We start from the raw sequence: 25,034 nt of genomic DNA, 5'->3' as shown, positions 1-25,034 counted from the left end.
CAATAGTGCGGCCACACCCGAGCAAGGGGCGCGTGGCCCGCGCCTCCGGACATCCGAGATGATCGACCTGACCGTGAGCGACGACACGACCGACGACGCCCGCGCCCGCCGCAACGTGGCGCGCCTGGCTACCGCGCAGGCCCTGACCGGCGCCAACTCGGCGGTGATCTTCGCCACCGGCGCGATCGTCGGCGTCACCATCGCGCCGAACATCGGGCTCGCGACCGTGCCGATCTCGATGTACGTCGTCGGGCTCGCCGCCGGCACGTTGCCGACCGGCGCGATCTCGCGCCGCTACGGCCGCCGCGCCGCCTTCCTGATCGGCACCTTCTGTGGCGCGGTCACCGGCGTGCTCGGTTGCTTCGCGATCCTGCGCGGCTCGTTCGCGCTGTTCTGTCTGGCCACGTTTCTCGGCGGCCTCTATGGCGCCGTCGCACAATCATACCGCTTTGCCGCGGCGGATGGCGCGAGCGCGGAGTTCAGGCCCAAGGCGGTGTCGTGGGTGATGGCCGGCGGCATCTTCGCCGGCCTGCTCGGTCCGCAGCTCGTGCAATGGACCATGGACGTCTGGCAGCCTTATCTGTTCGCGTTCAGCTATCTTGTGCAGGCGGCGGTCGCGCTGATCGCGATGGGCATCGTCGCTGGGGTCGATCTGCCGAAGCCAGTCGCCGCCGATCTGCATGGCGGCCGGCCTTTGTTCGAGATCGTGCGCCAGCCACGCTTCATCGCTGCCGCGCTGTGCGGCACCATCGCCTATCCCGTCATGAACCTGGTGATGACCTCGGCGCCGCTCGCCATGCAGATGTGCGGGCTCACCGTCTCGGATTCCAATTTCGGCCTGCAATGGCACATCGTCGCGATGTACGGCCCGAGCTTCTTCACCGGCGCGCTGATCGCACGCTTCGGCGCTCCCGTCATCGTCGCGCTCGGCCTGGCGCTGGAAGCCGTTGCTGCCATCATCGGCCTGTCGGGCCTCACCGCCATGCACTTCTGGGCCACCTTGTTCGCGCTTGGCGTCGGCTGGAATTTCGGCTTCGTCGGCGCCTCCGCTCTGGTGCTGGAGACGCATACGTCGGCCGAGCGCAACAAGGTACAGGCGTTCAACGATTTCCTGATCTTCGGCCTGATGGCGCTTGGCTCGTTCTCGTCGGGACAGCTGCTCGCGCATTTCGGCTGGTCCGCGGTGAACATGGTGGTGTTCCCCCCGGTGCTGCTGGGCCTGTGCGTGCTTGCGCTGGTGTGGTCGTCGAAACGGCGCGTGGCGGCGGGCTGAGTTTCGTGGAGCTAGATCAGCAGGCTCGTCTAAGAGAGTGCTGACTATCAAGCGACTCGGGCGGTGCACCCTCTCCCCTTGTGGGAGAGGGTGGCTTTCATGCGCAGCATGAAAGCCGGGTGAGGGGTTGCCCCGGGCTCAAGACTAAGTTTGTGGCACGAACCCCTCACCCGAGTGAGACTGTGGCTGCCGGCTGTGTAGCCCTCTCCCACCCTGGCGAAGCTTTGCTTCGCCTTGGGGGAGAGGGCACAGTCATGGGCACCGCAGCGGTGAGAACGTCGTCTGTTTCTCCGATTCACTTCAACTCCGACACCTCGCCCTCCGGCAGATCGAACTCGAAGGCATTCAGCGTCATCGACACCATCGTGTAGTAGCCGCACAGGCCGATGATCTCGACCAGGCCGCGCTCGCCGAGCAGCGCGATGGCCTCGGCATAGAGGGCGTCCGTCAGGCCATGGCCCTCGTGCAATGACTTCGCGACGTCGTAGATCATCTTCGCCTTGGGATCGGAGAATTCCGGCGTTCTGCGGTCGCGGATATCCTCGATGATCTTGATGTCCAAGCCGCCGGCCAGTGCCAGGCGCTTATGCGCGTACCATTCGTAGTGCGCGGTCCAGTGCCGCGCCGTCACCAGGATTGCGATCTCCGACAGCGCGGCCGGAAAGACCGTGTCGTAACGCAGGAAGGCGCCGAGCCTTGTCGCGTGCCGCGCCATCTCCGGGCTGTTCAGCCAGGCCATCATCGGCGGCGGCGGCGAGCCGCGCTTGCTGGCGATCGACTCGTCATAGGTCTGGCGCTGGTCGGCGCTCATTTCGCCAGGCGAAAGAAGTTTCAGGCGCATGGTCGTTTCCTCGTATTTTCACGCGGCGGCATCATGACCATAGATCGCGGTGCATGGCGAGAGCGCAGCCCGATGCGGCGACATCGATATTGAATTTCAGTAAGGGCTGAGGTTAGGTCGTTCCAACGACAGCAGACATGGAAACGCGCGAGGATCAGACATGGTCGATTCAAAACTGGCCGATCTCGACACATTCCGCCGCGAAACGCGTGCCTGGCTCGAGGCGAATTGCCCGCCCGAAATGCGCCGGCCGATGACCTCCGACGAGGACACTTTCTGGGGCGGCCGCAACGCCAAGTTCTCCTCGGAGCCGCAGCGCATCTGGTTCGAGCGCATGCGCGACAAGGGCTGGACGGTGCCGCACTGGCCGAAAGAATACGGGGGCGGCGGTCTCGACGGCGAGGAGGCCAAGATCGTGCGTCAGGAGATGGCCGCGATCGGCGCGCGCGCCCCGATCACCTCGTTCGGCATCTCGATGCTCGGGCCGGCGCTCTTGAAATACGGCACCGACGCGCAGAAGCGCGAACACCTGCCGAAGATCACCGCCGGTCTCATCCGCTGGTGCCAGGGCTATTCCGAGCCGAACGCCGGCTCCGATCTCGCCTCGCTGCAGACCCGCGCCGAGAGCGATGGCGACGACTACATCATCAACGGCCAGAAGATCTGGACGTCCTACGCCAACTACGCCGACTGGATCTTCTGCCTGGTGCGCACCGATCCCGCGGCGAAGAAGCATGACGGCATCAGTTTCATCCTGTTCGACATGACGTCGAAGGGGGTCTCGACCAAGCCGATCCTGCTGATCTCCGGCCGCTCGCCGTTCTGCGAGACCTTCTTCGACAATGTCCGGGTGCCCAAGGCCAATGTGCTCGGCACCGTCAATCGCGGCTGGGACGTCGCGAAATATCTGCTGCAGCACGAGCGCGCAATGATCTCCGGCATGGGCGAGCGCGGCGGAAGCCGTCCGCTCGGCCAGGTGGCGGCCGACTCCGTCGGCAGCGATGCGCAAGGCAAGCTCGACGATGCGCTGCTGCGCGCACAGATCGCGACCTTCGACGTCGACGAGGCGGCGCTCGCGGCCGCCGCCGAGCGCATGGTCGATCTCGCCAAGGCGGGGCAGGGCCATCCGGCGTTCTCCTCAGCGATGAAATATTACGGCACCGAGCTCAACAAGCGCCGCCATGAGATCCTGATGTCGGCGGGCGGCATCGACGCGCTGGAATGGGAAAGCGAGCGCTCTGGCGAGGGCGCCCGCCCGCGCGCCTGGCTGCGCACGAAAGCGAACTCCATCGAAGGCGGCACCTCCGAGGTCATGCTCGGCATCGTCGCCAAGCGCATCCTCGATCTGCCGGGGGCGTAGTTCACCCCACACTCCGTCATGCCCGGGCTCGACCCGGGCATCCACGTCCATCCGCACGAGGAGAGACGTGGATGGCCGGGTCAAGCCCGGCCATGACGAGCTGAACGAGCTTCGCTCCCAAACAACATCGACACTGGACAGCCGCCATGCCTCTCCTCCTCACCGAAGAACAATCCATGCTGCGCGATAGCGCGCGCGGTCTGATCTCCGATCACGCGCCGGTGGCGCATTTGCGCAAGCTACGCGACAGCCGCGACGAGACCGGCTTCTCGCGCGAGCTCTGGGCCACCTTTGCCGAGATGGGCTTCGCCGGCCTGCTGGTGCCGGAAGAGCACGGCGGCTCCGGTCTCGGCGCGGTCGAAGCCGGCGTGGTGATGGAGGAGATTGGCCGCACCTTGATGCCGTCGCCGTTCCTCGCGACCTCGGTGCTGTCAGCGTCCGCGCTGACGCGTGCGGGTTCGGCTGCGCAGAAGTCGGAGTATCTTCCGAGGATCGCCAGCGGCAAGCTGCTTGCGGCTCTCGCCCTCGATGAAGGCGCCAAGCATCGCCCGCTGCATACTTCGCTCCACGCCAAGCGCGCCGGCAACGGCTTCAAGCTCGACGGCGTTAAATCGATGGTGGTCGACGGTCACGTCGCCGATCTCCTGCTCGTCGTCGCGCGCAGCGCCGGCGAGCCGGGCGAGCGCGAGGGCCTGACGCTGTTCCTGGTCGATCCCAAAGCCAAGGGGATCAATATCGAGCGCACCATCATGGTCGATGCGCATAATGCCGCGCGGATCACCTTCGACAATGTCGAGGTCACGGCCGATCATGTGCTCGGCGAGGTCGATGGCGGCGCGGCGGTGCTCGGCGGCGTGCTTGATCTGGGCCGCGGCGCCGTTGCCTCCGAGATGGTGGGCCTGAGCGAGGAGGTGTTCGGCCGCACGGTGGCGTATCTCAAGGAGCGCAAGCAGTTCGGCAAGGCGATCGGCGAATTCCAGGCGCTGCAGCACCGCGCCGCGCAGCTCTACATCGAAATCGAGATCACCCGCGCCGCGGTGCTGAAATCGCTGCAGGCGCTCGATGCCGATCCCGCAGGTGCGACGGCTTCCGTCGCCGTTGCCAAGGCCCGCGCCGGCGCCACCGCGACGCGCGCCGTGCAGGAGGGCGTGCAGATGCATGGCGGCATGGGCATGACCGATCAGTTCGACATCGGCTTCTTCATGAAGCGGGCCCGGGTGTGCGAGGAGCTGCTGGGCGATGCGAACTATCACGCGGCGCAGCTGGCGCAGCTGAGGGGATACTGAGCCAATCCCGTTATTGCACTCGCTCCGGCTCCACTCTCCACTGTCATCGTCCGCGAAGGCGGACGATCCAGTACGCCGAGAAAGTCGTGATAGGCCGAGGCGCCGCGGCGCACTGGGTACCCCGCCTTCGCGGGGTACGACAGTCTTCGGAAACTGGCCCAGCTGCAGTCCTTGTAACTGGCCGAGGTCGCGCCACACCCGCAGCTGTGGTCCCGGCGAACGCCGGGACCCATGACCACAGGACGATGGGGTGAAGCGCGCTGGCAGCTCCAGCCTTCGCCAAATTCCGGACGGTGGTTATGGGTCCCGGCTCAAGGCAGGGACGACACCGGTGTTGCGGCGACGACATTGGTCCTCATAGGACCGTTGCGCCTCCACGATCTTGAACGTCGCGACATCAGAGCTCGCCAACAAAGAGCGCGCCGTCATCAACGGCGCGCTCTCGTTTCAGTCAATGCTTTATCAGTGATGCATCGCGGTCTTGGCCGGCGGCAGCAGCACCTTGTCGATGACGTGGATGACGCCGTTCGAGGCGACCACGTCGGCCTGCACGACACGGGCGTCGTTGACCTGCACGCCGAACATGGTTCCGTCGACGTTGACCTTCTGGCCTTCCGCGGTCTTCACGCTGAGCTTCTTGCCGGCAACGTCGCCCGCCTTCACCGCACCCGGAATGACATGATACTTCAGGATCGCCGCGAGCTTGCCCTTGTTCTTCGGCTTCAGCAGGTCCTCGACCGTGCCCGGCGGCAGCGCCGCGAATGCCGCGTCGGTCGGCGCGAACACGGTGAACGGGCCCTTGCTCTTCAGCACCGGCACGACGCCCGCAGCCTTAGCGGCCGCGACGAGCGTGTTGAACTGGCCGGCGCCGACGGCGGTGTCGACGATATCTGCCGCGCGAGCGGCGGTGGCTGACATGGAGAGCGCGCCCAGCATCAACGCGCCGGCGACGAACGAACGGATTCCCAGCGTCATTCGAGTGTTTCCTTGTGAACTGAACTGATGAGTTGGCTGATGCGCAAAAAGGGATTTGCGGCCCCTGTTCATCCTGTCCTCCAGGTCGCACCACCCTGACCGGATTGGTCGGGTTCGTTACGACCGCTGAGTTCGGATGGATCTGAATGCGCGTTCACGAACTCGTGAGCCTCGCAAAGACGTCGCGCGGTGACGCGCGGCATGCACATGAAACCGCAAGGTGAATTGTTCGATGCCGTCGGACAAAACTGCCCGTCGTGCCACTTTGTCGCAATCTGACAGCTGTTGTGTCGTCGGGCAAATCAGCTGCACATTGCCCGCGTCACGGCCCACAAGAGGGACGCTTCGCGATCGTCACGAGTGTCGGGCCGGTGATGCGATGGCCGCATTGGATCGCAGCATGAGAGATCGTGCCGACGAACGAAGCCAATGCGGACGCGAAAGCGCGTGGTCCCGGCATCGCGGTGCTGATGCCAAGCCGGCAGGCAAGGATGATCCTGCCGGCGACGGTGGCTAACAAGCCGGACACCGAGGAGAGCGCGCCATAAGCGTAAAGCCATTGCGCAGGGAAGGCCGGGTTGCTCCGGCTGATCCTGTGGTTCTGCCGCCTGCATTTTTTTCGCAGGCGGACCGCAGGTGCCAGTCGGTGCCTGGCCTTCCCTGCGCCCTCGATGTGGAGAGGGTGAAGTTTTGCAGAGCTCGGGCGCGGAGCGCGTCGCGAGAAGGTTGCTCGATGCTCCGTCATTGCGAGCGAAGCGGCGAAGCGAAGCAATCCAGAGTCGCTGTGACAACCCTGGACCGCTTCGTCGCGAAGCTCCTCGCGATGATGGCGAGGGTATGACGAAAACCCTACCTGATCGGCGGCGCGTACTGAATGCCGCCCGCGTTCCACAACTGGTTCATGCCGCGCGGGATCTTCAGCTTGGACTCGCTGCCGACGTTGCGCTCGTAGACCTCGCCGTAATTGCCGACGTGGCGGATGATGCGCGCGGCCCAGTCCTTCGACAGGCCGAGGTCCTGGCCGTAGGTGCCCTCGTTGCCGACCAGCCGCATCACGTCCGGCTTCTTCGACTTCAGCGCCTCGTCGATGTTCTTGGAGGTGACACCGAGCTCCTCGGCATTGATCATCGCATACAGCGTCCACTTCACGATCATCATCCAGTCGTCGTCGCGCTGGCGCACGACGGGAGCGAGCGGCTCCTTGGAGATCAGATCGGGCAGGATGTCGTGATCGCCCGGCTTGGTCAGCACCAGGCGCAGCGCGTAAAGCTGCGAGACGTCGGCGGTGAAGGTATCGCACTTGCCGCTGTCATAGGCCTTGAGAACGTCGTCCAGCTTCGGGAGCTTGACTTCCTCGTACTTCATGTTGTTGGCACGGAAGTAGTCGCCGAGGTTGAGCGCGTTGGTCGTCGAATCCTGCACGCAGACCTTGCTGCCGTTGAGGTCGAGCGCGGTCTCCAGCTTGCGCGCCCGCGGCACCATGAAGCCCTGGCCGTCGTAATAGGCGACCGCCGGGAAATACAGGTCGTAGTTCTGCTCGCGCGCCATCGACCAGGTGGTGTTGCGCGAGAGGATGTCGACCTTGCGGCTCTGCAGCTCCTTGAAGCGCTCGCTGGCGTCGAGCGGCACGAACCGCGCCTTCTTCGGGTCGTCGAAGATCGCGGCCGCCACGGCGCGGCAGAAATCGACGTCGAAGCCGGTCCAGTTGCCCTTGTCGTCGGGGATCGAGAAGCCGGGCAGGCCGGCATTGACGCCGCACAGCACCTCGCCGCGGCGGACAGTGCGCTTCAGGGTGCGGGTGTCGTACATTTCATAGGTGACGGCGAGCGCCGCGACGAGCACGGCAACGGCAAGCCCGATCAGCAGGCCGCCTCGGAAAGTGCGCATGATGAATCTCTTTCGGAAAATGTCAGGACAAAGCGATGGCTGAATGTCCGGCGGCTGAGGCCGCCGTCACAGTTCCGGCTTCTGCCGCACCACGACCTTGGTGCCGACGGGCACGCGGTCGAACAGGTCGGCGACATCAGCATTCACCAGGCGGAAGCAGCCGGAGGAAATCTTGGTGCCGATGGTCCAGGGCTGGTTGGTGCCGTGGATGCGGTACACGGTGGTGCCCAGATACATCGCGCGCGCGCCCAGGGGATTGCCGGGACCGCCGGCCATGAAGCGCGGCAGATAAGGCTGGCGCTGGATCATCTCCGGCGGCGGCGTCCAGTCCGGCCACTCGGCCTTCTTGGTGATCTGCAGCAGCCCCTGCCACTGGAAGCCGTCGCGGCCCACGCCGATGCCGTAGCGGATGGCGCGGCCGCCCGGCTGCACCAGATAGAGATAGCGCTCGGCGGTGGAGACGATGATCGTGCCCGGCGGCTCGGTGGTGCGGAAATAGACCACCTGCTTGCGCCATTCCGGATCGAGCTCGTAGCCGTCATCGGCGACGAGACCGGGTTGGTCACCAGGATCCTCGGACTGGGCGAAGCCGTGCGATGTGGACAGCGCCAGCGCGATGATGGCGCTGGCTGCACACAGCAGGCGATGGAAACTCGGCATTCAAAGCTCTCCTCAACGGACCCCTGCGAAGCTTGCCCGATCAAAACCACCCGCCAAATTTCAGGGGCATCTTGGCCGCAAAGTCAAGCTGAGCGCGGGTCGTCCGCCGTCATCCGAGCTTCATCCAGAGCCGCAGCAGGAAGGCGACCGCACCGACGGTGGCCAGGCCGGCCAGCCACAGGGCAACGAACCAGGCGAGGCGCTTGGCGAGCGGGGCGGGCTCGGGAGTGGGCATCAATGATAGCCGGCGTCGTGGCTGACCTTGCCGCGAAACACCCAATAGGCCCAGGCGGTGTAGCCGAGAATCAGCGGCACCAGCACCAGCACGCCGGGCAGCATGATCAGTTGGCTGCGCTCCGGCGCCGCCGCCTGCCAGATCGTGATGCTCTGCGGCACGATGTAGGGATAGATGCTGATGCCGAGACCGGCATAGGAGAGCAAGAAGAGAGCCAGGGCCAGAAAGAATGGCCAGCCGTCGTGCTTCTGGGCGAGGTTCTTCATCATCAGCACGGTGACCCCGATGACGGCGAGCGGCACCGGTGCTGCGAAGATCACGGTCGGCAGCTGAAACCAGCGATGTGCGTATTGATTGGTGAGCAGCGGCGTCGCCAGGCTGACCGCCGCGATCGCGAGCAGCATCGCGAACAGGAAGAACCAGCTGATCCGGTAGGCTTTGTCGCGCAGGTCGCCCTCGGTCTTCAGGATCAGCCAGGTCGCGCCAAGAAGGGCGTAGCCGGCAACCAAAGAGACGCCGGTGAGAATGCTGAACGGCGTCAGCCAGTCCCACCAGCCGCCGGCATAATGCCGGCCCTCGACATGGACGCCCTGCAGGATGGCGCCGAGCGCGATGCCCTGTGCCAGCGCCGCGATCCAGGAGCCGCCAGCAAAGGCAATGTCCCAGAGATTGCGTGTGGCGCGCGTGCGCCAGCGGAATTCGAACGCGACGCCGCGGAAGATCAGCCCGACCAGCATCGCGATCAGCGGCGCATACAGCGCCGGCAGCAGGATGGAATAAGCGAGCGGAAACGCCGCCATCAGCCCGCCGCCGCCGAGCACCAGCCAGGTCTCGTTGCCGTCCCACACCGGCGCGACCGTGTTGGTGATGGTGTCGCGGTCGTGCTTGGCCGGAAACAGCGGGAAGAGAATGCCGAGGCCGAGATCGAAGCCGTCCATCACGACATAGATGAACACAGCGAGCGCGATGATGAAGGCCCAAAGCGTGGCGAGATCGACGGCGACGCTCATGATCCCGCTCCCTGCACGACGCCGGCTGCCGGCGTGATGCCGGCGGTCCGGACCGGCTGCGCGCTGCTCAGGCCGGGCTCACCAGGGTGCGGCGGCTCGGCCATCAGGCGCAGGATGTACAGCGCGCCTGCGGCGAAAATGATGAAGTACACGATGATGAACGCCAGCAGCGAGGTCCCGACCGCCGGCGCCGCCAGCGGCGAGACCGAATCGGCGGTGCGCAGCAGGCCGTACACGGTGTACGGCTGTCGGCCGGTCTCGGTCGTGACCCAGCCGGCGATCACGGCGACGAAGCCTGCGGGGCCCATTGCGATCGCGAAGCGATGCAGGTTTCGATTGATGTACAGCCGGCCGCGCCAGCGCTCCCACAGGCTGAACAGGCCGAGCGCCAGCATCAGCAGGCCCAGCCCGACCATGATGCGGAACGACCAGAAGGTGATCGGCACCGGCGGCCAATCCTGCCGCGGTACGGTGTCGAGCCCGGCCATCGGCGCGTCGATCTGGTGCTTGAGGATCAGCGAGCCGAATTTGGGAATGCCGAGCGCCCATTTCAGTTCGCCCTTGGCCTGGTCGGGCCAGCCGAACAGATACAGCGGCGCGCCATCCTTGTGGCTCTCGAAATGGCCCTCCATGGCCATGATCTTCACCGGCTGGTGCTCGAGCGTGTTGAGACCATGCTGATCGCCGACCAAAATCTGCAGCGGCGCGACCAGCGCGGCCATCCACATCGCCATCGAGAACATCACGCGTGGCCCCGGCAGATGCGGATTGCGCAGGAGATGCCAGGCGCCGACTGCGCCGACCACCAGCGAGGTCGTGAGATAGGCCGCCAGAACCATGTGGACGAGGCGGTAGGGGAACGACGGATTGAAGATCACCTTCAGCCAATCGATCGAGACGAACTGGCCCTCGGCATTGACGGCGTAGCCGGCCGGCGTCTGCATCCAGGAATTGGCCGAGAGGATCCAGAATGCCGAGATCAAGGTGCCGACCGCGACCATCAGGGTGGCGAGGAAATGCAGCTTCGGGCCGACGCGCTTCAGCCCGAACAGCATGACGCCGAGGAAGCCGGCTTCGAGAAAGAACGCGGTCAGCACCTCATAGGCCATCAGCGGGCCGATGACGGGGCCAACCTTGTCGGAATAGACCGACCAGTTGGTGCCGAACTGATAGGACATCACGATGCCCGACACGACGCCCATCGCGAATGCGATGGCGAAGATCTTGAGCCAGTAGTTGAAAACGTTGAGGTAGACGTCCCGTCCGGTCCACAGCCACAGCGCCTCGAGCACCGCGAGGTAGGAGGCAAGCCCGATCGAGAAGGCAGGGAAGATGATGTGGAAGATCACTGTGAAGGCGAATTGCGCACGCGCCAGCTCCACCGCATCCAAACCGAACATCCTCGACCGTCCGTCATTGCGAGGCGCGCGGGCCCCTGTCGCGCGGACAATTGCACCGGCGCGGGTCGATATCAAATGGTCAAATCGCCCTACGGCGTGGCCGCGGGTCCCAAAACGACGAAGACCCGGCGGGGGAATCCGCCGGGTCTTCGGAGCAACAGGGAAGGTGGAGGTATCCTTGAATTTGCTCGCTCGAAACCGGGATCAGCTGGGGGACTGGGACCCGGTTGATGACTAACGTTCTAACCGTCGAAATTTTCCAGGTGATTTCGCCGATTGTTTCAATTGTTTCATTCGGCGATTTTCGCGCGTCGTCTTTTTTTGGAACCCGCCGGAACGTCGGCCCCGACGGGGATGAATGGAGATTACGCGGCGAGGCTGTGGACGCCGGCGCAGCGCAGGAGCTCGGCCAGGTGCTTGCGAGCGTAGAACATACGGGTCTTCACCGTGCTCTGCGGGATGCCGATGATCTGGCCGACCTCCTCCACTGACTTCTCATGGTAGTAGATCAGGGTGATGATTTCGCGATGGGCCGGCGACAGCTTGGCGACACAGGCGCGCAGGATGGCGCTGGTGGTGGCGCGCTCGAGCGAGGTCTCCGGCGTGTCGCTGTCGTCGGCGATCTCGCGCACCTCGTCCTGGTCGATATCCTCGAAGCGGCGCTGGCGCAGCGCGGTCAGCGCCTTGAAGCGGGCGATCGAGAGCAGCCAGGTCGAGACCTGCGAGCGGCCTTCGAACTGCTTGGCGGTGCGCCACACGTCCAGGAACACCTGGCTGACCAGGTCCTCGGCGACGGTGGTGTCGCGGACGATGCGCAGGATGAAGCGATAGACCCGCACATTGTGACGCGCATAAAGCGTGTGCATCGCGGTCCGATCGCCATCGGCAATGCTCTCGAGGAGCATGTCGTCCGTGGTCGCCTGGGCCGCGATGATGCCCTGGCTGGCGGCGGAATTGATGGCAACGACGTTCTGCATGGCACTCTCCCGTTCCGCCGCCCCCTTGCGGCGTTTCGACGGGTGGGATTGTTACGGAGTGCCCGTTTCGGGACGTCTGCACCAAACCAGGAAAATGGTTTCGTGGCTGGCCAGAAATGTTTCGTCGCACCGCACATCGCGAAACAGTCGTGGCGGAAATGTGCCTTATTCCACAATGAGGAAGTCTGGGTTCCAGAAAATGGAATAAACGCGCGCGCCGACTGCAGGCGCTACTCGCGCGCCGGCCGCCGTCAGGCCTTGTCGCCGGACGGCGAGAACAGGTAGCCGCCGCCGCGAATGGTCCGGATCACGGCTGGTTTGGTCGGATCCGGCTCGATCTTGCGCCGAATTCGCATGATTCGCAGGTCCACTGCCCGGTCGAATGCCTCGGCATCCCGGGCGTTCGCGAGCTCCAGCAGTCGCTCGCGCGACAGCACCCGCTTCGGGTTGGCGGCGAACACCTTGAGCAGGCCGAATTCGGAAGCGGTCAAGGGATGCTCGTTACCCTCGTCGTCGCGCAACGCCTGAGCGTCCAGATCGAGCCATTTGGTGCCGAACCGCACCAGCTGCGGATCCGGAGCCTTGGCCGGAGCCGGCTCCGGAGCAGCCGCCACGGCCGCGGCGGCAACCTTGGCCGGGGCGCTGCGGCGCAGCACCGATCGGATGCGGGCCATCAGCTCGCGCAGCTCGCAGGGCTTGGCGACGTAATCGTCCGCGCCGAGCTCGAGCCCGACGACGCGATCGATCGGGCTCGCGGTCGCCGTCAACATGATGACCGGGATGTTGGTGCGGCCCTTGAGGTCGCGGATGATCGACAGCCCGTCCTCTTCGGGCATGTTGAGGTCAAGCACCACGAGATCGGCCGGGCCAGTCTCGATGGCACTGCGCAGGCTCTTGCCGCCGTCGCACAAGGTCACCGTGAAACCGTGCATCTTGAGGTAATCGCCCACCATCTCGCGGGCGGGTGCCTCATCGTCGACGATGATGATGTGCTGGCTCTGACTCATGACAACTCGGCCGCAGGCAGTGTGATGGTGAAGGTTGACCCCGATCCCGGCCCATCGCTCTTGGCCGTCACCTCGCCACCATGCATGTCGACGATGCGTTTGACAATCGACAGGCCGAGCCCCGTCGAGCTCTCGCCCGCGGTCGGTTTGGCCGAGAGGCGCTGGAACCGCCCGAACAGCCGGCCGAGATCCTCCGGCGACAGTCCGGCGCCCTGGTCGGTGATGCCGATGATGGTGTTGTCGCCATCGTCGGTGACGTCAACGCTGATCCGCCCGCCGATCGGGCTGTATTTGATGGCGTTGCTCAGCAGATTGTCGATCGCCTCGCGGATGCGGTCGATGTCGCACATCGTCGAGAGCTGCGGCGGCGCCGACACCGCGATGACCTGCTGCTTGTTGAGCGCCAGCGGCTGGTTGGCCTCGACCACCTCGTGGATCAAAGCGGCGATATCGACCGGCTCGCGGCGGATCGTGATGTCGAATGCGTCGGCCATCGCATCCGAGATCAGATGGTCGACCATCGAGGTCAGCCGTTTGGCCGCATCACGGATGTGGCCGATCTGGCTGGCGATGCCGTCAGCCGATGCGCCTGTGGCGACCAGCTCCGTCAGCATCTCGGTACGTCCGAGGATCACGCCGAGCGGATTCTTCAGATCGTGGGCAACGGTGCCCAAAATTTCGTTCTTGAAACCGTTGGCGCGCTGCAGCCGCAGCCACTGCGCCGACAGCCGCCGGTTGGCCTGCATCAGGGCGCGGGTGCGCTGGGCGACACGGTCCTCGAGCTGGGTGTTGGCCTCATGCAGCTGCTGATACAGGATCACATTGTCGAAGGCGATCGACAGGCGGCTGGAGAAGATCTCGACCAGCGAGCGGTCAGTCTCGGACAAGGGCCGCTCGGCCTGCAGCAGAACCACCACCTCCCGGCCGGAGCCGGTCCGCAGGTACAGCACCGTCTTGTGGTCGGCGAATTCGTTCGTCCGCTGCCTGAAGGCGGCCTCGACCATGCCGCGCAGGTCCGGGTCGAGCGAGCGCGAGGTGACGGCGCCGGAGAAGCGGCTGTAGCAGCCGGAGCCGGCCAATACGGAAAAATCCTCTCTCGGGCTGCCGTCGTCGCGCAGCACGAGAATGCCGGCGCAATCGACGTTCAGCAGCGACGCGATCTGAGTCAGCACGCCTTCGGCGAGCCGCTGCATCGACTTGAAGTCGTACAATGTCGAGGCCGCGTCGATGATGATCTCCAGGCCGCGGCGGGTCTGCACCATGCGCTCGAGCTGCTGATAGCTGCGCAGCGCCGCGGTCAGCGAGGTGAACAGCTTGTCGGCGGTGAGCTCGGTCTTGGCCTTGTAGTCGTTGATGTCGTACTGGACGATGACCCGCCGCTCCGGCGCCTGGCCAGGCTGGCCGGTGCGCAGGATGATGCGGACGGTCTCGTTCCTGATCTCGTTGCGGATGTATTCGACGAGCTCCAGGCCGGCGACATCGGTCTCCATGATGACATCGAGCAGCACTGCAGCGATGTCGCCATGCTCGCGCATCAGGATGCGGCCCTCAGCCGCCGAGTAGGCGGAGAGGATCTCGAGACCCTGGCCGTTCAAGCTGTAGTCCGACAGCGCAAATCGGGTGCCATCGTGTACGGCATGGTCGTCGTCGATGACGGCGATCTTCCATTTCCGGGCCGATTGGGCGTCCTCTGCGAAGCCGGTGTCGTCGATCAGGTGGAGGACATCGTCCTGTTCGGCCATTGCGTCGTTCCGTCACCCATTGCTGTCTCGGTGTCGCCCTTGGCGACCCGCGGCATGATTATCCGAAAAGTCGTGCCTTGTCCCTCGCGGGATTCCAGCATCATGCGGCCGCCGAGCTGCTGAGTCACGAGATTGTAGACGATATGCAGGCCCAATCCGGTCCCACCCTCGTTGCGGCGCGTCGTGAAGAACGGGTCGAAAGCCTGACGCTGGACCTCGGGGGTCATGCCGGCACCGTTATCGGCGAAAATGATCTCGATGTCATCCGCGCCGCGAGGACGCGCCGCGATCGAGATGGTCCCCGACCGGCCATCGGCAAAGGCATGGTTGACCGCGTTGAGGAAAAGGTTGGTCAGGATCTGGCCATAGAACCCGGGATAGCCGTCGATGAAAAGTCCCTCGGGCACATCGACGGACAGCGTGATCGGGGCGCGCTTGAGCACCGGCTTCAGGCTGGTGATGATCTGATCGGTGGCCTCGCTCAAGACGAAAGTCCGCCGTTCGGCGTGCGACCGGTCGACGGCGACCTGCTTGAACGACTGGATCAGCTCGCCGGCGCGCTGCAGATTGGCGACCAATTGTTCGGAGGCGTCGCGCGAGGTGCGCACGAACTCCTCCAGTTGCGACCGTCGCAGGCCCCCTTCAGGCGACCGCAGCGCAGCTTCGAAAATCTCGACCCGGCGCGCGAAGCTCGAGGCGACGGTCAGGCTGATGCCGATCGGGTTGTTCACCTCGTGAGCCACGCCGGCGACCAGGCCGCCGAGCGCCGCGAGCCGCTCGGCGTCGATCAGATTGCGCTGCGCGGCATTGAGCTCGAGCAGCGCGCTTTCGGCCTTCTCCTTGGCTGTCCGCAGTTCGTCCTCGGTTTTGCGCTTGGCGATGGCGTTCTCACGGAACACCTCCACTGCGCGGGCCATCGCGCCGACCTCGTCCCGCGCCTCGGTCCCCTGAACCCGCCGATCGTAGTCGCCAAGCGTGATGGCGCGCATGGACGCCATGATCTGCTGCAGCGGCAGCCGGATCGACAGTGCGATCAGCACGCCGGCGGACAGGATGATTCCGAGGAAAATGACCGCAATCGACAGCACGCGGCGCGAGATGTCGCGCAGGGTTTTGTCGAAGGTCGCCTGCGCCTTCTGTTCGTGCTGCCGCATCTTCACCGACAGCCCGTCGATCACGGCGATGGTCTCCGCCTGGCTCGCGTCGATGGTGTTGCGCAACAGCTCGGTGCGATTGCTCAATTGATCCGTCAGCTTGGAAAACCCGGCGCGTAGCGCGGCGGCGCGCGCCGAGAGCCGCTGCAGCGCGAGGTGCTGCGGGTCATTGTCGGCGAGGCCCGACATGACGGGGATGGTCTTCTCGATCGTCTCGATGTTGCGGCGGGCGTCATCCGCGGAGGTCGGCGTCAGCGACAGATAGTAGGAGTTGGCGGCCACCAGCATCGCCGTGAAGGCCTCGCGCGATTTGCCGAGCGACGGCCAGATCTCCGCGTCGCGATGGCCGGTCGCGCCTTCGATCGCCGAATAGAGTCCGGCGATGTCTCGGGCAGGGCCGAGCACCTCCTCCTCATAGGTCTTGGAGATCGTCGCCTGCAGGCCGCGCAGCTCGCCGAAGCCGTCGAGGAAGCGCACGGTGACGCGCTCCAGATCCTCGACCGATCCCGACAGCATGGGATCGGTCGAGGCGCGCGTCGTCAGCGTGCCGAGCACGGCCTCGCGCAGCAGCAGGATCTCGGCGAACAGCTCCGGGCTCGGCTGATTGATGTAGCGGTGGATCAGGTTCTGCAGCCGGCTGGTCTCGCTCTCCAGCAGCGCCAGCACCTTGTCGGACTCGCGCACCTGGCGGACGTCGTCCCAGGCCGTGCCCAGCACCCGGGCGCCGTTCCAGATCAGCGCGGCGAGCACGATCACCACGGCGGAGTTGAGGGCGGCAATTGAGAGGATGCGCCAACGTATGGGCACAGCCCGGAGCACGCGCACGATCCGAGCGCGCCCGAGAACCGCCAGGCTGAGTGGCTGGTGAAAGGGGGCCCGCTGCTCGGATCGCGCCACGATCGCTACCTCGGGCCGCGTTTGCGAATATTATCTGCGCAGGATCCGTCCCGCGCAGCCGAACTCCCGTGTTGCGATGCAAAGCGCGTTGCCGCTGCGGGGCGGCAAGGCCCGCGCGCACGGGACCACGCGCCCGCCGCAGCCTGCGTCAGCACCGGCGAAGCGTCCACTCTCGACGTCGACGAAAGACGAGCGCGGTACACAGGCAACACTTTCCCCCTGATGATGAGGTCGGTCCGGCGGCAAAAAGGTTCAAGTTTAGCCCCCGTCCGGTGCTATAAGGCCATTCTGACGCCAAAGCGCCACGCGTCAATGGTTTGCCGCAAAGTTGTTGCAGCCAAGGGTTGTCGAACTCTAGAGTTCGCCCGATGGCGATTTTCGTCCACGGCGAGATTTTATTGATTGATTCGGAGTTCGCGTCAGGTGTCGATTTTCTTGCGCATGCTTTGGATTGGAATCCTTTCTGCTGCGGCTGCTTGCGCCGAGACGGCCCATGCCGCGACCGACATCATGTGGTGGCATGCGATGTCGGGCGAACTCGGCAAGCAGGTCGACCGTCTCGCGGCGGACTTCAACGCGTCGCAGTCCGATTATCGCATCGTGCCGAGCTACAAGGGCAGCTACACGGAGACCGTGACCGCGGCCATCTTCGCGTTTCGCTCGCGCGGCCAGCCGGCGATCGTCCAGGTGAACGAGATCGCGACGGCCACCATGACCGCGGCCAGGGGCGCGATCTATCCGGTGTTCGAATTGATGCGCGACGAGCAGGAAAGCTTTTCGCCATCGGCCTATCTACCGGCCGTCGCCGGCTACTATGCCGACGCCGACGGCAATCTGCTGTCGTTCCCGTTCAACGCGTCGACGCCGATCCTCTATTACAACAAGGATCAATTCCGCGCCGCCGGACTCGATCCCGCGATCGCGCCGCGGACCTGGCCAGAGCTCGGACAGGCCGCCAAACGTCTGCGCGAGCATGGCGTGGCGTGCGGCTTCACAACGTCGTGGCCGTCCTGGATCCATATCGAGAACTTCGCGGCATTCCACAATCTGCCCATCGCCACCAAGGCCAACGGCTTTGGTGGCCTGGACGCCGTGCTGACCTTCAATCATCCTGTTGTGACGCGTCACATCGCGCAACTCGCCGATTGGCAGAAGGGCAAAGTGTTCGACTATGGCGGCCGGGGTCAGGCAGCCGAGCCACGCTTCCAGAAGGGGGAGTGCGGCATCTTCATCGGCTCCTCGGCGACGCGCGCCGACATCAAGGCGAACTCGAAGTTCGAGGTCGGCTTCGGCATGATGCCGTTCTGGCCCGACGTTGCGGGCGCGCCGCAGAATTCGATCATCGGTGGTGCGACGCTGTGGGTGCTGCGCGACCGTCCTGCCGCGGAATATAAGGGCGTCGCCAAGTTCTTCGCCTATCTGTCAAGGCCGGATGTCCAGGCGGCCTGGCATCAGAACACGGGCTATTTGCCGATCACCCAGGCTGCGTTCGATCTCACCCGCGCGCAAGGTTTCTACGACCGCAATCCGGGCACGGCGATCTCGATCGAACAGGTGACACTGCATCCGCCGACCGAGAACTCGCGCGGCCTGCGACTCGGCTCCTTCGTGCTGATCCGCGACGCGGTCGAGGACGAGATGGAGCAGGCGTTCAGCGGCCGCAAGCCGGCGCACGCAGCGCTGGATGCCGCCGTCGAACGCGGCAATCGCCTGCTGCGGCAATTCGAGCGCGCAAGCCCGGATCGGTGATGGCGCGGTTGCCTGATGTCGCCGATGCCGCGCAGTTGCGGCGCCTGCGTGCCGATACGGCATGCTGGCTGCCGGCTGCGCATGACATTGCTCGGAGCCATGGCCATGCCGCCGCGCGCCTCGTGCCGTTTGGCGCTGGCACCAATCTGGTCGCCTCGATCGGTGACGGCGCGATCCTGAAGATCTTCCCATCCCTGCTTCGGGACCAGTTCCTGTCGGAGCGGACGACGCTGCGTCTGATGTTCCGTCGTCTGGCCGATGTGACCACGCCCGAACTGCTGTACGAGGGCGAACGCGACGGCTGGTCCTATCTGATCATGACGCGTCTCGACGGCGATCCTGCCTCCGAGGTCTGGCCGCAACTGGACGAGCCGGACAAGCAGCACATGCTCCGGCAACTCGGCCGGCTGATCGCCGATGTCCAGCGGGTCCCGGCCGGCGAGTTGCTCGCGCTTGGGCCGAGCTGGTCCGATTTCCTGCAGGCTCAATTCGCAGCCTGCCGCGATCGCCATCAGCGGCTCGGCCTGCCGTCGCCTTTGCTGGATGAGCTGGATGATCTGCTGCAGGAGGCGGCTGCAATCCTGCCGCGGGATCCATCGCCCGTCATTCTGACCGGGGAATACATTCCGGAGAACTTCCTGGTCGCACCGGACGGCAGAGGCTGGCGTCTGAGCGGGCTGTTCGACTTCGGCGATGTCATGGCCGGGTTCGGCGAATACGACCTGCTGGGGCCCAGTGCCTTCATGGCGGCCGGCCATCGGGGACGTGTGCGCGCTCTGTTCGAAGGCTATGGCCTGACGCCCGGCGAGATCACCTGGCAGTTCAAGCGCCGGCTGCTCGCCTTGATGCTGTTGCACAGGGCCAGCGATCCCGTGCGGCACATCTGCATCCCGGACTGGCCATCCAAGGTCCGCAGTTTCGATGAGCTGCAGGCACTGGTCTGGCCAGACTGAGCTGCACCGCTCATCCTTTGGATTGGATCAGCTTGGCTGCGCGAGCGAGCACATCGGAGACGGCTGCCAGCCCCGCTCCAGCTCCGGCGCCGCCACCCCAGCCGGCGACGTAGCCGCCGCCAAGCGCGCGCACCTTGGCGAGGGCGCTCGTGATCAACGCCCGGCACTGCGTCACGGCCGACAGGGCCTGCGCCTTGGTCGCGGCCGCACGCACCCCCGCCGCGGCATTGCTGAGCGCGCGGCGCGTCTCCGGCACGCCAGGCGCCGTTATGTCGTTGCTCAGTTTGTCCAGTACATTGGCAACGCACTCGTAAAGCGCCTTGCCAGTGTTGGCGGAGCAAGCCGCGAGTCCGCCATTGGCGGACATTGCGGCGGCAGCCATGCCTGCGTCGGCCCGGACAGGCGTGGCGGCGAGCAGTGCCAGCAAGGCCAGCATTATCGTCGCCAGCGTCAGACGGTGAGATTGCGTCTCGGAAGGCATGCCTGCGTGTCCCGCCTGTGGGTCAGCCCTTGCTCTGGATCAGCTGGATCGCGCGCGACAGCACCCCCGAGATCGAGATCAGGCCAGTGTCGCCCAATCCCGGGACATAGCGATCTCCGGCCGCGCGCACCTGCTTCAAGTACCCGGAGATCACCGATTGGCAGCGTGCAATTGCCGAAACGGCTTGGGCCTTGGAAGTGGCGGCGCGCAAGCCGGTCGCCGCGGTCTGCAGCGCCCGTTGCGTCTCCGGGACATTGGCCGCGCCAATGTTGGAGGCCAGCCGGTCGAGCACGTCGGCCACGCAATTGTAGAGCTCCTTGCCCTGCTTGCTCCTGCACATTTCGAGTCCGCCGACCGCCTGGGTCGACGCGGCGATCAGCGCGCTCGACGCCGTCGCTGGCCGAACCTGCCATGGGCCGGCCAGCACGACCAACGCCAGCACCGCGACGGGCAGGCAGCGTCGCCATCTCCCGCTGAAAGCGCACGACACGTTCTCCAACAGCTTTCTGAGTTTCACGTCTTTCCCCCTTGCAGACGAAACCTTCGCCGACACGCGCCCCTTCTGGTCAGCCTTTGCTCTGGATCAGGCGCATAGCGCGGGACAGCACGCCGGCGACCGCGGCAAGGCCCTTGGCTTCGCCACCGGCTGCGCGCTCCTGACGGATGACGGCGGAAATGGCGGATTGGCAGCGCGCGATTGCGGACATGGCAAGGGTCTTGGAAGTTGCGGACCGCAGCTCCTGTGCAGCCGTCTGCAAGGCGCGTTTGGTCTCGGGCACGTTGATCGGTGCGATCCGGGCGTTCAACCGGTCGAGGACGTCGGCGACGCACTTGTAGAGATCCGCACTTTTCCTGGTGCCGCATGCGTCCAGTCCGGCCGTCGCTTCGTTGGATGCCGCAATCAGCGCTCCTGAGGCCATGGCCGGCCGTGCCGGCAGGAATGCAAGCAGTGTGAACAGCGCCAGCGCTGCCATGAGCAGCCAGCGCCCGGAGCGCGTGGCGGAGGGGCCCGTTAACGTTGCGCTCGTCATCTTCAGTCGTCCCGCTGTCTGCTGTTACCTGCCCGTCGAGGGCGTGATGGCATTGCCGACGAGGAATTCGCACGGCACCGTCATCATCTTCGGATCCCCCTTGAGTGAAAACAGCCTCTCCCACTGTGATCTGCGGCACACAATGCCGCCTGGCGCATCCTCGACGATCACGACGGCATAGAGCCGGTCACGCTTCTCGAACGCCTTGAGGCTGGTATCGTCGGGAAATGTCTGCAGCAGCGTCAGGATTCCGTGTCCGCTGTCGTTGTCGGCGGCGATCCCCGCAATCCCGGTGATCGTTCGCGGCTTGCCGTTGTCGATCGACGCGCTGACGAACACGCCCTCCGCGACCGTGCTGCGCAGGATCTTCCGCTTGATGAAATCGGGCCCCAGTTCGGGGCTCACCCGCAGCCTGTTCTTCAGCGCCGGGGAAAAGAACAGCTTGTCGGTTCCGCCTTGGAAAACGATCGTGGTGCCCTCCGGGCCGCCGGCCAGAAGGTTCTGGACTTCGCGGCCGCTCAGGACCTCCGCCGTCGCCGACCCGCTCCACAGCAAGCAACCGATCAGCACTATGATTGTAGGTCGCGGCATCAGGGCGCTGCGCAAGTGGAAATGCCGGAGCGGACCATAGCTGCTGTCTGGCGTCAATTCGATGAGGGTGGCGCGTCGTGAGCGCTTCGGTATCATGCGAACATGCGAACAAGTTTTTTCCCGCGCTCGGTCTGGCCCATCGGGGCTCTCGCCGTCTGGCTCGTCCTGAACGGCATCGTCGCAGGTTGGGCGGCCGACGCTCAGAGGAAAACGGTACCGAGCTCGGCGCCGCGCGTGGCTCTCGTCATCGGCAACGCCCGCTACTCGCAGCTCCGCCCGCTCGAAAATCCTGGCAAGGACGCCGATTTGATTGCCGAAAGGCTTCGACAGCTCGGCTTCGATGTCACGCTGAGGGCGAATCGCGATTTGAAGGCGATGGGTGAGGACGTCGAGGCGTTCGCACAAGTCATCAGGCAGCGCGGCCCCGACGCCGTTTCGGTGTTCTACTATGCCGGCCATGGTCTGGAGAGCGACGGGCTCAATTACCTCGTGCCGGTCGACGCGGACATCAAGCGCAAGGCGGACATCGCCGGCCGGGCCGTGAGCGTCAAGCGTATTGCGGACCGACTGTCATCGGCCGGCAACCGCGTCAATATTCTGATCCTCGATGCGTGTCGCGACAATCCATTCCCGGAGGGGGCGGCGACATCGAACGCGCTGCTCGGGCTGGCGCCGATGGGCGCGGTCTATGGTGCCTTCATCGCATCGGCGACCGGCTCGGGAAAAGCCGCGTTCGACGGTGACAACGGCCACAGCCCCTACGCGCTTGCCCTGGCGCAGGCGATGAGCATGCCCGGCGAGAAGCTGGAGGACGTTTTTAAGAGCGTGCGCCGGCAGGTCAGGCTGGCAACAGCCGAGCAGCAGATCCCATGGGAGTCCACGTCGATTGAGCAGGACTTCTATTTCCTCCCGCCCGCGCCGCCGCCAAGCCAGTCGGCCCAACTGCTCGCGGCGGCGACCGAAACGGACAATGTCGCCCTGTTCGAACTGCTGGTCGACCGCTTCCCCGGCAGCGAGGAGGCCGCGCAGGCGCGCCAGGTGCTGCAGCAGCGCCGAGCTGCATCCGCCGATCGCAGGCCGGCGGCCAATTCAGGGGCGGCCGAGGTGTTGGCGAGAGCCCGCCAGGTTCGAACGCCCGCGGCCTTCGACCTTGTGGCCTCGTTGTTTCCCGACTCGCCTGAAGCGCTCGAGGCGCGCGCATCAGCATCGCGACTGCGCGAAGCGATGGTGCTGGACAGCGCGGGGCCGACCTTCGAAGGGCGCGAACTAATTTCCCGCATCCAGGAGGAGCTGACCCGGCTGGGTTGCATGGGCGGATCGCCGAGTGGGTCGTTCGATCCGCCGACAGTCGGCGGCCTCAGGCGGTCCTCGCTGCTCACCGACGAGCACTATCTCTGGCACCGGCCGACCATGGCTGCGCTCCGGGCGTTGAAGAAGGTCGACACCCAGGACGGCTGCTCGCGCCAGGCCGTGGTGGCCGGCCCGCGCTGTCAGCGCATCAACAATGAAGATTTTTGCCAATAGTGCCGGTCCCACGGGCAGCAGTCGAGCTCTGCCTAAAACGCAATCAAATTTCGTTATTTGTATGCAATGAGACGGAGGAGCGATTGCCTCTTCCTAAGCAAAGCCAAATTTAATCAAAGACTTGGTTCGCTGCTGCGCTTGGCACGAAGATTGCGATCTCTGCTCTCGCCGGTCGTAGTCCGTGGGAGCACTTGATGAAGCGTCGCGATTTTCTGAAGTCCGTGTCCGGTTTGGCGGCAGGCGCCGCGCTGCCGATGGCGCCGGCGGTGATGTCCTCCGCCAAGGCCGACGCGCGGTCCGAGACGCTGCTCATCGTGTCCGAGGGCGGCCCCAACAATCTCGACATCCATGGCGTCGGCACCAACGTGCCGGGCTATGAGGTGTCGTGGAATTGCTACGACCGTCTGATCAGCCACGAGATGAAGAGTGGCCCCGGCGGCATCCCGTATTACGACCGCGACAAGTTCAAGCCCGAGCTTGCCGAGGACATGACAATCGGCGACATGTCGGCGACCTTCAAGCTGCGCAAGAACGCCAAATTCCACGATGGCACGCCGGTCACCGCCAAGGACGTCAAATGGTCGCTCGACCGCGCGGTCAGCGTCGGTGGCTTCCCGACCTTTCAGATGAGCGCGGGCTCGCTGACTAAGCCGGAGCAGTTCGTCATCGTCGACGACTACACCGTGCGCGTCGACTTTCTGAAGAAGGACCGTCTGACGATTCCGGATCTCGCCGTCATCGTGCCCTGTGTGGTCAATTCCGAGCTGGTAAAGAAGAACGCCACCGACAAGGATCCGTGGGGTCTCGAATACACCAAGCAGCAGACGGCAGGCTCCGGTGCCTACAAGGTGACGAAGTGGACCGCCGGCACCGAGGTCGTCATGGAACGCAACGACGACTGGGTGTGCGGGCCGCTGCCGAAGATCAGGCGCGTGATCTGGCGCATGGTGCCGCAGGCCGGCAACCGCCGCGCGCTGCTGGAGCGCGGCGATGCCGACATTTCTTATGAGCTGCCGAACAAGGACTTCCAGGAGATGAAGTCGAACGGCAAGCACACCGTGATTTCGCTGCCGATCTCGAACGGCATCCAGTACATCGGCATGAACGTGACCAAGCCGCCATTCGATAATCCCAAGGTGCGCCAGGCGCTCGCCTATGCCATGCCCTATCAGAAGATCATCGACGCCGTAATGTTCGGCCTCGCCAATCCGATGTTCGGGGCACCGGCCGACAAGGCGACCGAGGTGGCCTGGCCGCAGCCGACGAAGTATGTCACCGACATGGAGAAGGCGAAGGCGCTGCTGGCCGAGGCCGGCTACGCCAACGGGTTCGAGACGACGATCTCGTTCGATCTGAACTTCGCGCAGGTCAACGAGCCGCTCTGCGTGCTGGTGCAGGAGAGCCTCGCGCAGCTCGGGATCAAGACCACGATCAACAAGGTGCCCGGCGCCAACTGGCGCACCGAGCTGAACAAGAAGGAGATGCCGCTCTTCACCAACATCTTCTCAGGCTGGCTCGATTACCCCGAATACTTCTTCTACTGGTGCTATCACGGCAACAATTCCGTGTTCAACACGATGAGCTACAAGTCGCCGGAGATGGACAAGCTCATCAACGGCGCCCGCGATGCTGCCTCGACGGGCGACAAGGCGGCCTACGATGCCGACGTCAAGGGCTTCGTCGACCTCGCCTTCGCCGACGTGCCGCGCATTCCGCTGTATCAGCCGTTCGTCAACGTCGCGATGCAGAAGAACATCTCCGGCTATCAGTACTGGTTCCACCGCCGCCTCGACTATCGCGCGCTGGTGAAGGGGTGAGCGGCGTGGCTGGGGTGAGTGAGGCGGCCCGATCTCTTTCATTCCCTCCACCCTTGTGGGGGAGGGGCAGGGAGGGGGGTAGCCACAGGCACCACCTTCTCGGCTCACTCCTCTCTCCAACCCTCCCCCACAAGGGGGGAGGGAGCCGTCTGCTCTTTGCAGCGCGAACGGTACCCATTTCAGC

Annotated in this window: 23 protein-coding genes; 8 read left to right on the top strand and 15 right to left on the bottom strand. The window is 64.9% G+C overall.

The genetic code is table 11. The annotated features are described in order from the left end of the window. The first annotated feature begins 58 nt into the window (after positions 1–58). Positions 59–1,273, top strand: a complete 1,215-nt coding sequence (locus BRADO_RS31790; RefSeq protein ID WP_012030302.1) for an MFS transporter — start codon at positions 59–61, stop codon at positions 1,271–1,273. Positions 1,274–1,568: 295 nt separating this feature from the next. Here the strand turns inward: BRADO_RS31790 and BRADO_RS31785 are convergent, their stop codons facing one another. Further along, positions 1,569–2,114 (bottom strand): carboxymuconolactone decarboxylase family protein, encoded by a 546-nt coding sequence (locus BRADO_RS31785; protein WP_012030301.1) that lies wholly within the window; start codon positions 2,112–2,114, stop codon positions 1,569–1,571. Between the two features lie 160 nt (positions 2,115–2,274). On the opposite strand from BRADO_RS31785, the gene BRADO_RS31780 reads away from it, so the two are divergent. Next, positions 2,275–3,474, top strand: a complete 1,200-nt coding sequence (locus tag BRADO_RS31780; protein ID WP_012030300.1) for an acyl-CoA dehydrogenase family protein — start codon at positions 2,275–2,277, stop codon at positions 3,472–3,474. Between the two features lie 146 nt (positions 3,475–3,620). After that, positions 3,621–4,760, top strand: coding sequence for an acyl-CoA dehydrogenase family protein (locus tag BRADO_RS31775; protein ID WP_012030299.1), 1,140 nt, complete (start codon positions 3,621–3,623; stop codon positions 4,758–4,760). 462 nt (positions 4,761–5,222) lie between these two features. Here BRADO_RS31775 and BRADO_RS31770 read toward each other — a convergent pair whose 3' ends face one another. Beyond that, entirely contained in the window at positions 5,223–5,678 is a 456-nt protein-coding gene (locus BRADO_RS31770; protein WP_012030298.1) for a fasciclin domain-containing protein, read from the bottom strand. Between the two features lie 467 nt (positions 5,679–6,145). Here BRADO_RS31770 and BRADO_RS35240 point away from each other — a divergent pair, with 467 nt between their 5' ends. Beyond that, positions 6,146–6,283, top strand: coding sequence for a hypothetical protein (locus BRADO_RS35240; RefSeq protein WP_157872641.1), 138 nt, complete (start codon positions 6,146–6,148; stop codon positions 6,281–6,283). A 301-nt stretch (positions 6,284–6,584) separates the two neighbouring features. Here BRADO_RS35240 and BRADO_RS31765 read toward each other — a convergent pair whose 3' ends face one another. From BRADO_RS31765 to BRADO_RS31730, 9 genes are all read right to left on the bottom strand, one after another. Further along, a complete protein-coding gene (locus BRADO_RS31765; protein ID WP_012030297.1) occupies positions 6,585–7,622 on the bottom strand; it encodes an amino acid ABC transporter substrate-binding protein in 1,038 nt (345 codons plus the stop codon). A 66-nt stretch (positions 7,623–7,688) separates the two neighbouring features. Next, positions 7,689–8,282, bottom strand: coding sequence for a L,D-transpeptidase (locus BRADO_RS31760; protein WP_012030296.1), 594 nt, complete (start codon positions 8,280–8,282; stop codon positions 7,689–7,691). A gap of 109 nt (positions 8,283–8,391) precedes the next feature. Next, entirely contained in the window at positions 8,392–8,517 is a 126-nt protein-coding gene (locus BRADO_RS34580) for a DUF2474 family protein (protein WP_008961535.1), read from the bottom strand. Beyond that, positions 8,517–9,527, bottom strand: a complete 1,011-nt coding sequence (gene cydB / locus BRADO_RS31755) for a cytochrome d ubiquinol oxidase subunit II (RefSeq protein ID WP_012030295.1) — start codon at positions 9,525–9,527, stop codon at positions 8,517–8,519. The genes BRADO_RS34580 and cydB overlap by 1 nt, the downstream gene beginning before the upstream one ends. Further along, positions 9,524–10,927: a cytochrome ubiquinol oxidase subunit I gene (locus BRADO_RS31750; protein WP_041757209.1), complete on the bottom strand. Its 1,404-nt coding sequence runs from the start codon at positions 10,925–10,927 to the stop codon at positions 9,524–9,526. Before BRADO_RS31750 ends, cydB begins: the two co-directional genes overlap by 4 nt. Before the next feature lie 365 nt (positions 10,928–11,292). Then, positions 11,293–11,904, bottom strand: a complete 612-nt coding sequence (locus BRADO_RS31745; RefSeq protein ID WP_012030293.1) for a sigma-70 family RNA polymerase sigma factor — start codon at positions 11,902–11,904, stop codon at positions 11,293–11,295. A 251-nt stretch (positions 11,905–12,155) separates the two neighbouring features. Further along, entirely contained in the window at positions 12,156–12,911 is a 756-nt protein-coding gene (locus tag BRADO_RS31740; protein WP_012030292.1) for a response regulator, read from the bottom strand. Then, the gene (locus tag BRADO_RS31735; protein ID WP_012030291.1) at positions 12,908–14,653 is read right to left on the bottom strand and encodes a DUF3369 domain-containing protein; all 1,746 of its coding nucleotides are present in this window, start codon (positions 14,651–14,653) and stop codon (positions 12,908–12,910) included. The genes BRADO_RS31740 and BRADO_RS31735 overlap by 4 nt, the downstream gene beginning before the upstream one ends. Further along, complete coding sequence (locus BRADO_RS31730; RefSeq protein ID WP_050781063.1) at positions 14,623–16,614, bottom strand: sensor histidine kinase; 1,992 nt, start codon at positions 16,612–16,614, stop codon at positions 14,623–14,625. The genes BRADO_RS31735 and BRADO_RS31730 overlap by 31 nt, the downstream gene beginning before the upstream one ends. A gap of 531 nt (positions 16,615–17,145) precedes the next feature. On the opposite strand from BRADO_RS31730, the gene ugpB reads away from it, so the two are divergent. Both ugpB and BRADO_RS31720 read left to right on the top strand, forming a co-directional pair. Next, a complete protein-coding gene (gene ugpB, locus BRADO_RS31725) occupies positions 17,146–18,453 on the top strand; it encodes a sn-glycerol-3-phosphate ABC transporter substrate-binding protein UgpB (protein ID WP_085972910.1) in 1,308 nt (435 codons plus the stop codon). Beyond that, on the top strand, positions 18,453–19,406 hold the full coding sequence (locus BRADO_RS31720) for a phosphotransferase (RefSeq protein ID WP_041757207.1): 954 nt from the start codon (positions 18,453–18,455) through the stop codon (positions 19,404–19,406). Before ugpB ends, BRADO_RS31720 begins: the two co-directional genes overlap by 1 nt. 10 nt (positions 19,407–19,416) lie before the next feature. Here BRADO_RS31720 and BRADO_RS31715 read toward each other — a convergent pair whose 3' ends face one another. Genes BRADO_RS31715 through BRADO_RS31700 form a run of 4 tightly spaced genes read right to left on the bottom strand, consistent with a single transcriptional unit; the run spans position 19,417 to position 21,605 of the window. After that, positions 19,417–19,887, bottom strand: a complete 471-nt coding sequence (locus BRADO_RS31715) for a hypothetical protein (protein WP_012030287.1) — start codon at positions 19,885–19,887, stop codon at positions 19,417–19,419. Between the two features lie 22 nt (positions 19,888–19,909). Continuing rightward, positions 19,910–20,404, bottom strand: a complete 495-nt coding sequence (locus tag BRADO_RS31710; protein WP_244422933.1) for a hypothetical protein — start codon at positions 20,402–20,404, stop codon at positions 19,910–19,912. A gap of 49 nt (positions 20,405–20,453) precedes the next feature. After that, entirely contained in the window at positions 20,454–20,918 is a 465-nt protein-coding gene (locus BRADO_RS31705; RefSeq protein WP_244422932.1) for a hypothetical protein, read from the bottom strand. Positions 20,919–20,942: 24 nt separating this feature from the next. Next, on the bottom strand, positions 20,943–21,605 hold the full coding sequence (locus BRADO_RS31700) for a hypothetical protein (RefSeq protein ID WP_157872640.1): 663 nt from the start codon (positions 21,603–21,605) through the stop codon (positions 20,943–20,945). Positions 21,606–21,743: 138 nt separating this feature from the next. Here BRADO_RS31700 and BRADO_RS33400 point away from each other — a divergent pair, with 138 nt between their 5' ends. Then, positions 21,744–23,033 (top strand): caspase family protein, encoded by a 1,290-nt coding sequence (locus BRADO_RS33400; RefSeq protein WP_244422931.1) that lies wholly within the window; start codon positions 21,744–21,746, stop codon positions 23,031–23,033. Between the two features lie 194 nt (positions 23,034–23,227). Beyond that, on the top strand, positions 23,228–24,850 hold the full coding sequence (locus tag BRADO_RS31690; protein WP_041757203.1) for an ABC transporter substrate-binding protein: 1,623 nt from the start codon (positions 23,228–23,230) through the stop codon (positions 24,848–24,850). The last annotated feature ends 184 nt before the right edge of the window (positions 24,851–25,034 follow it).

This window comes from Bradyrhizobium sp. ORS 278, from assembly GCF_000026145.1.
Taxonomy (GTDB): domain Bacteria; phylum Pseudomonadota; class Alphaproteobacteria; order Rhizobiales; family Xanthobacteraceae; genus Bradyrhizobium.
The sequence above is the reverse complement of the archived record's forward strand: the minus strand, read 5'-3'. Positions and strand labels throughout refer to the sequence as shown.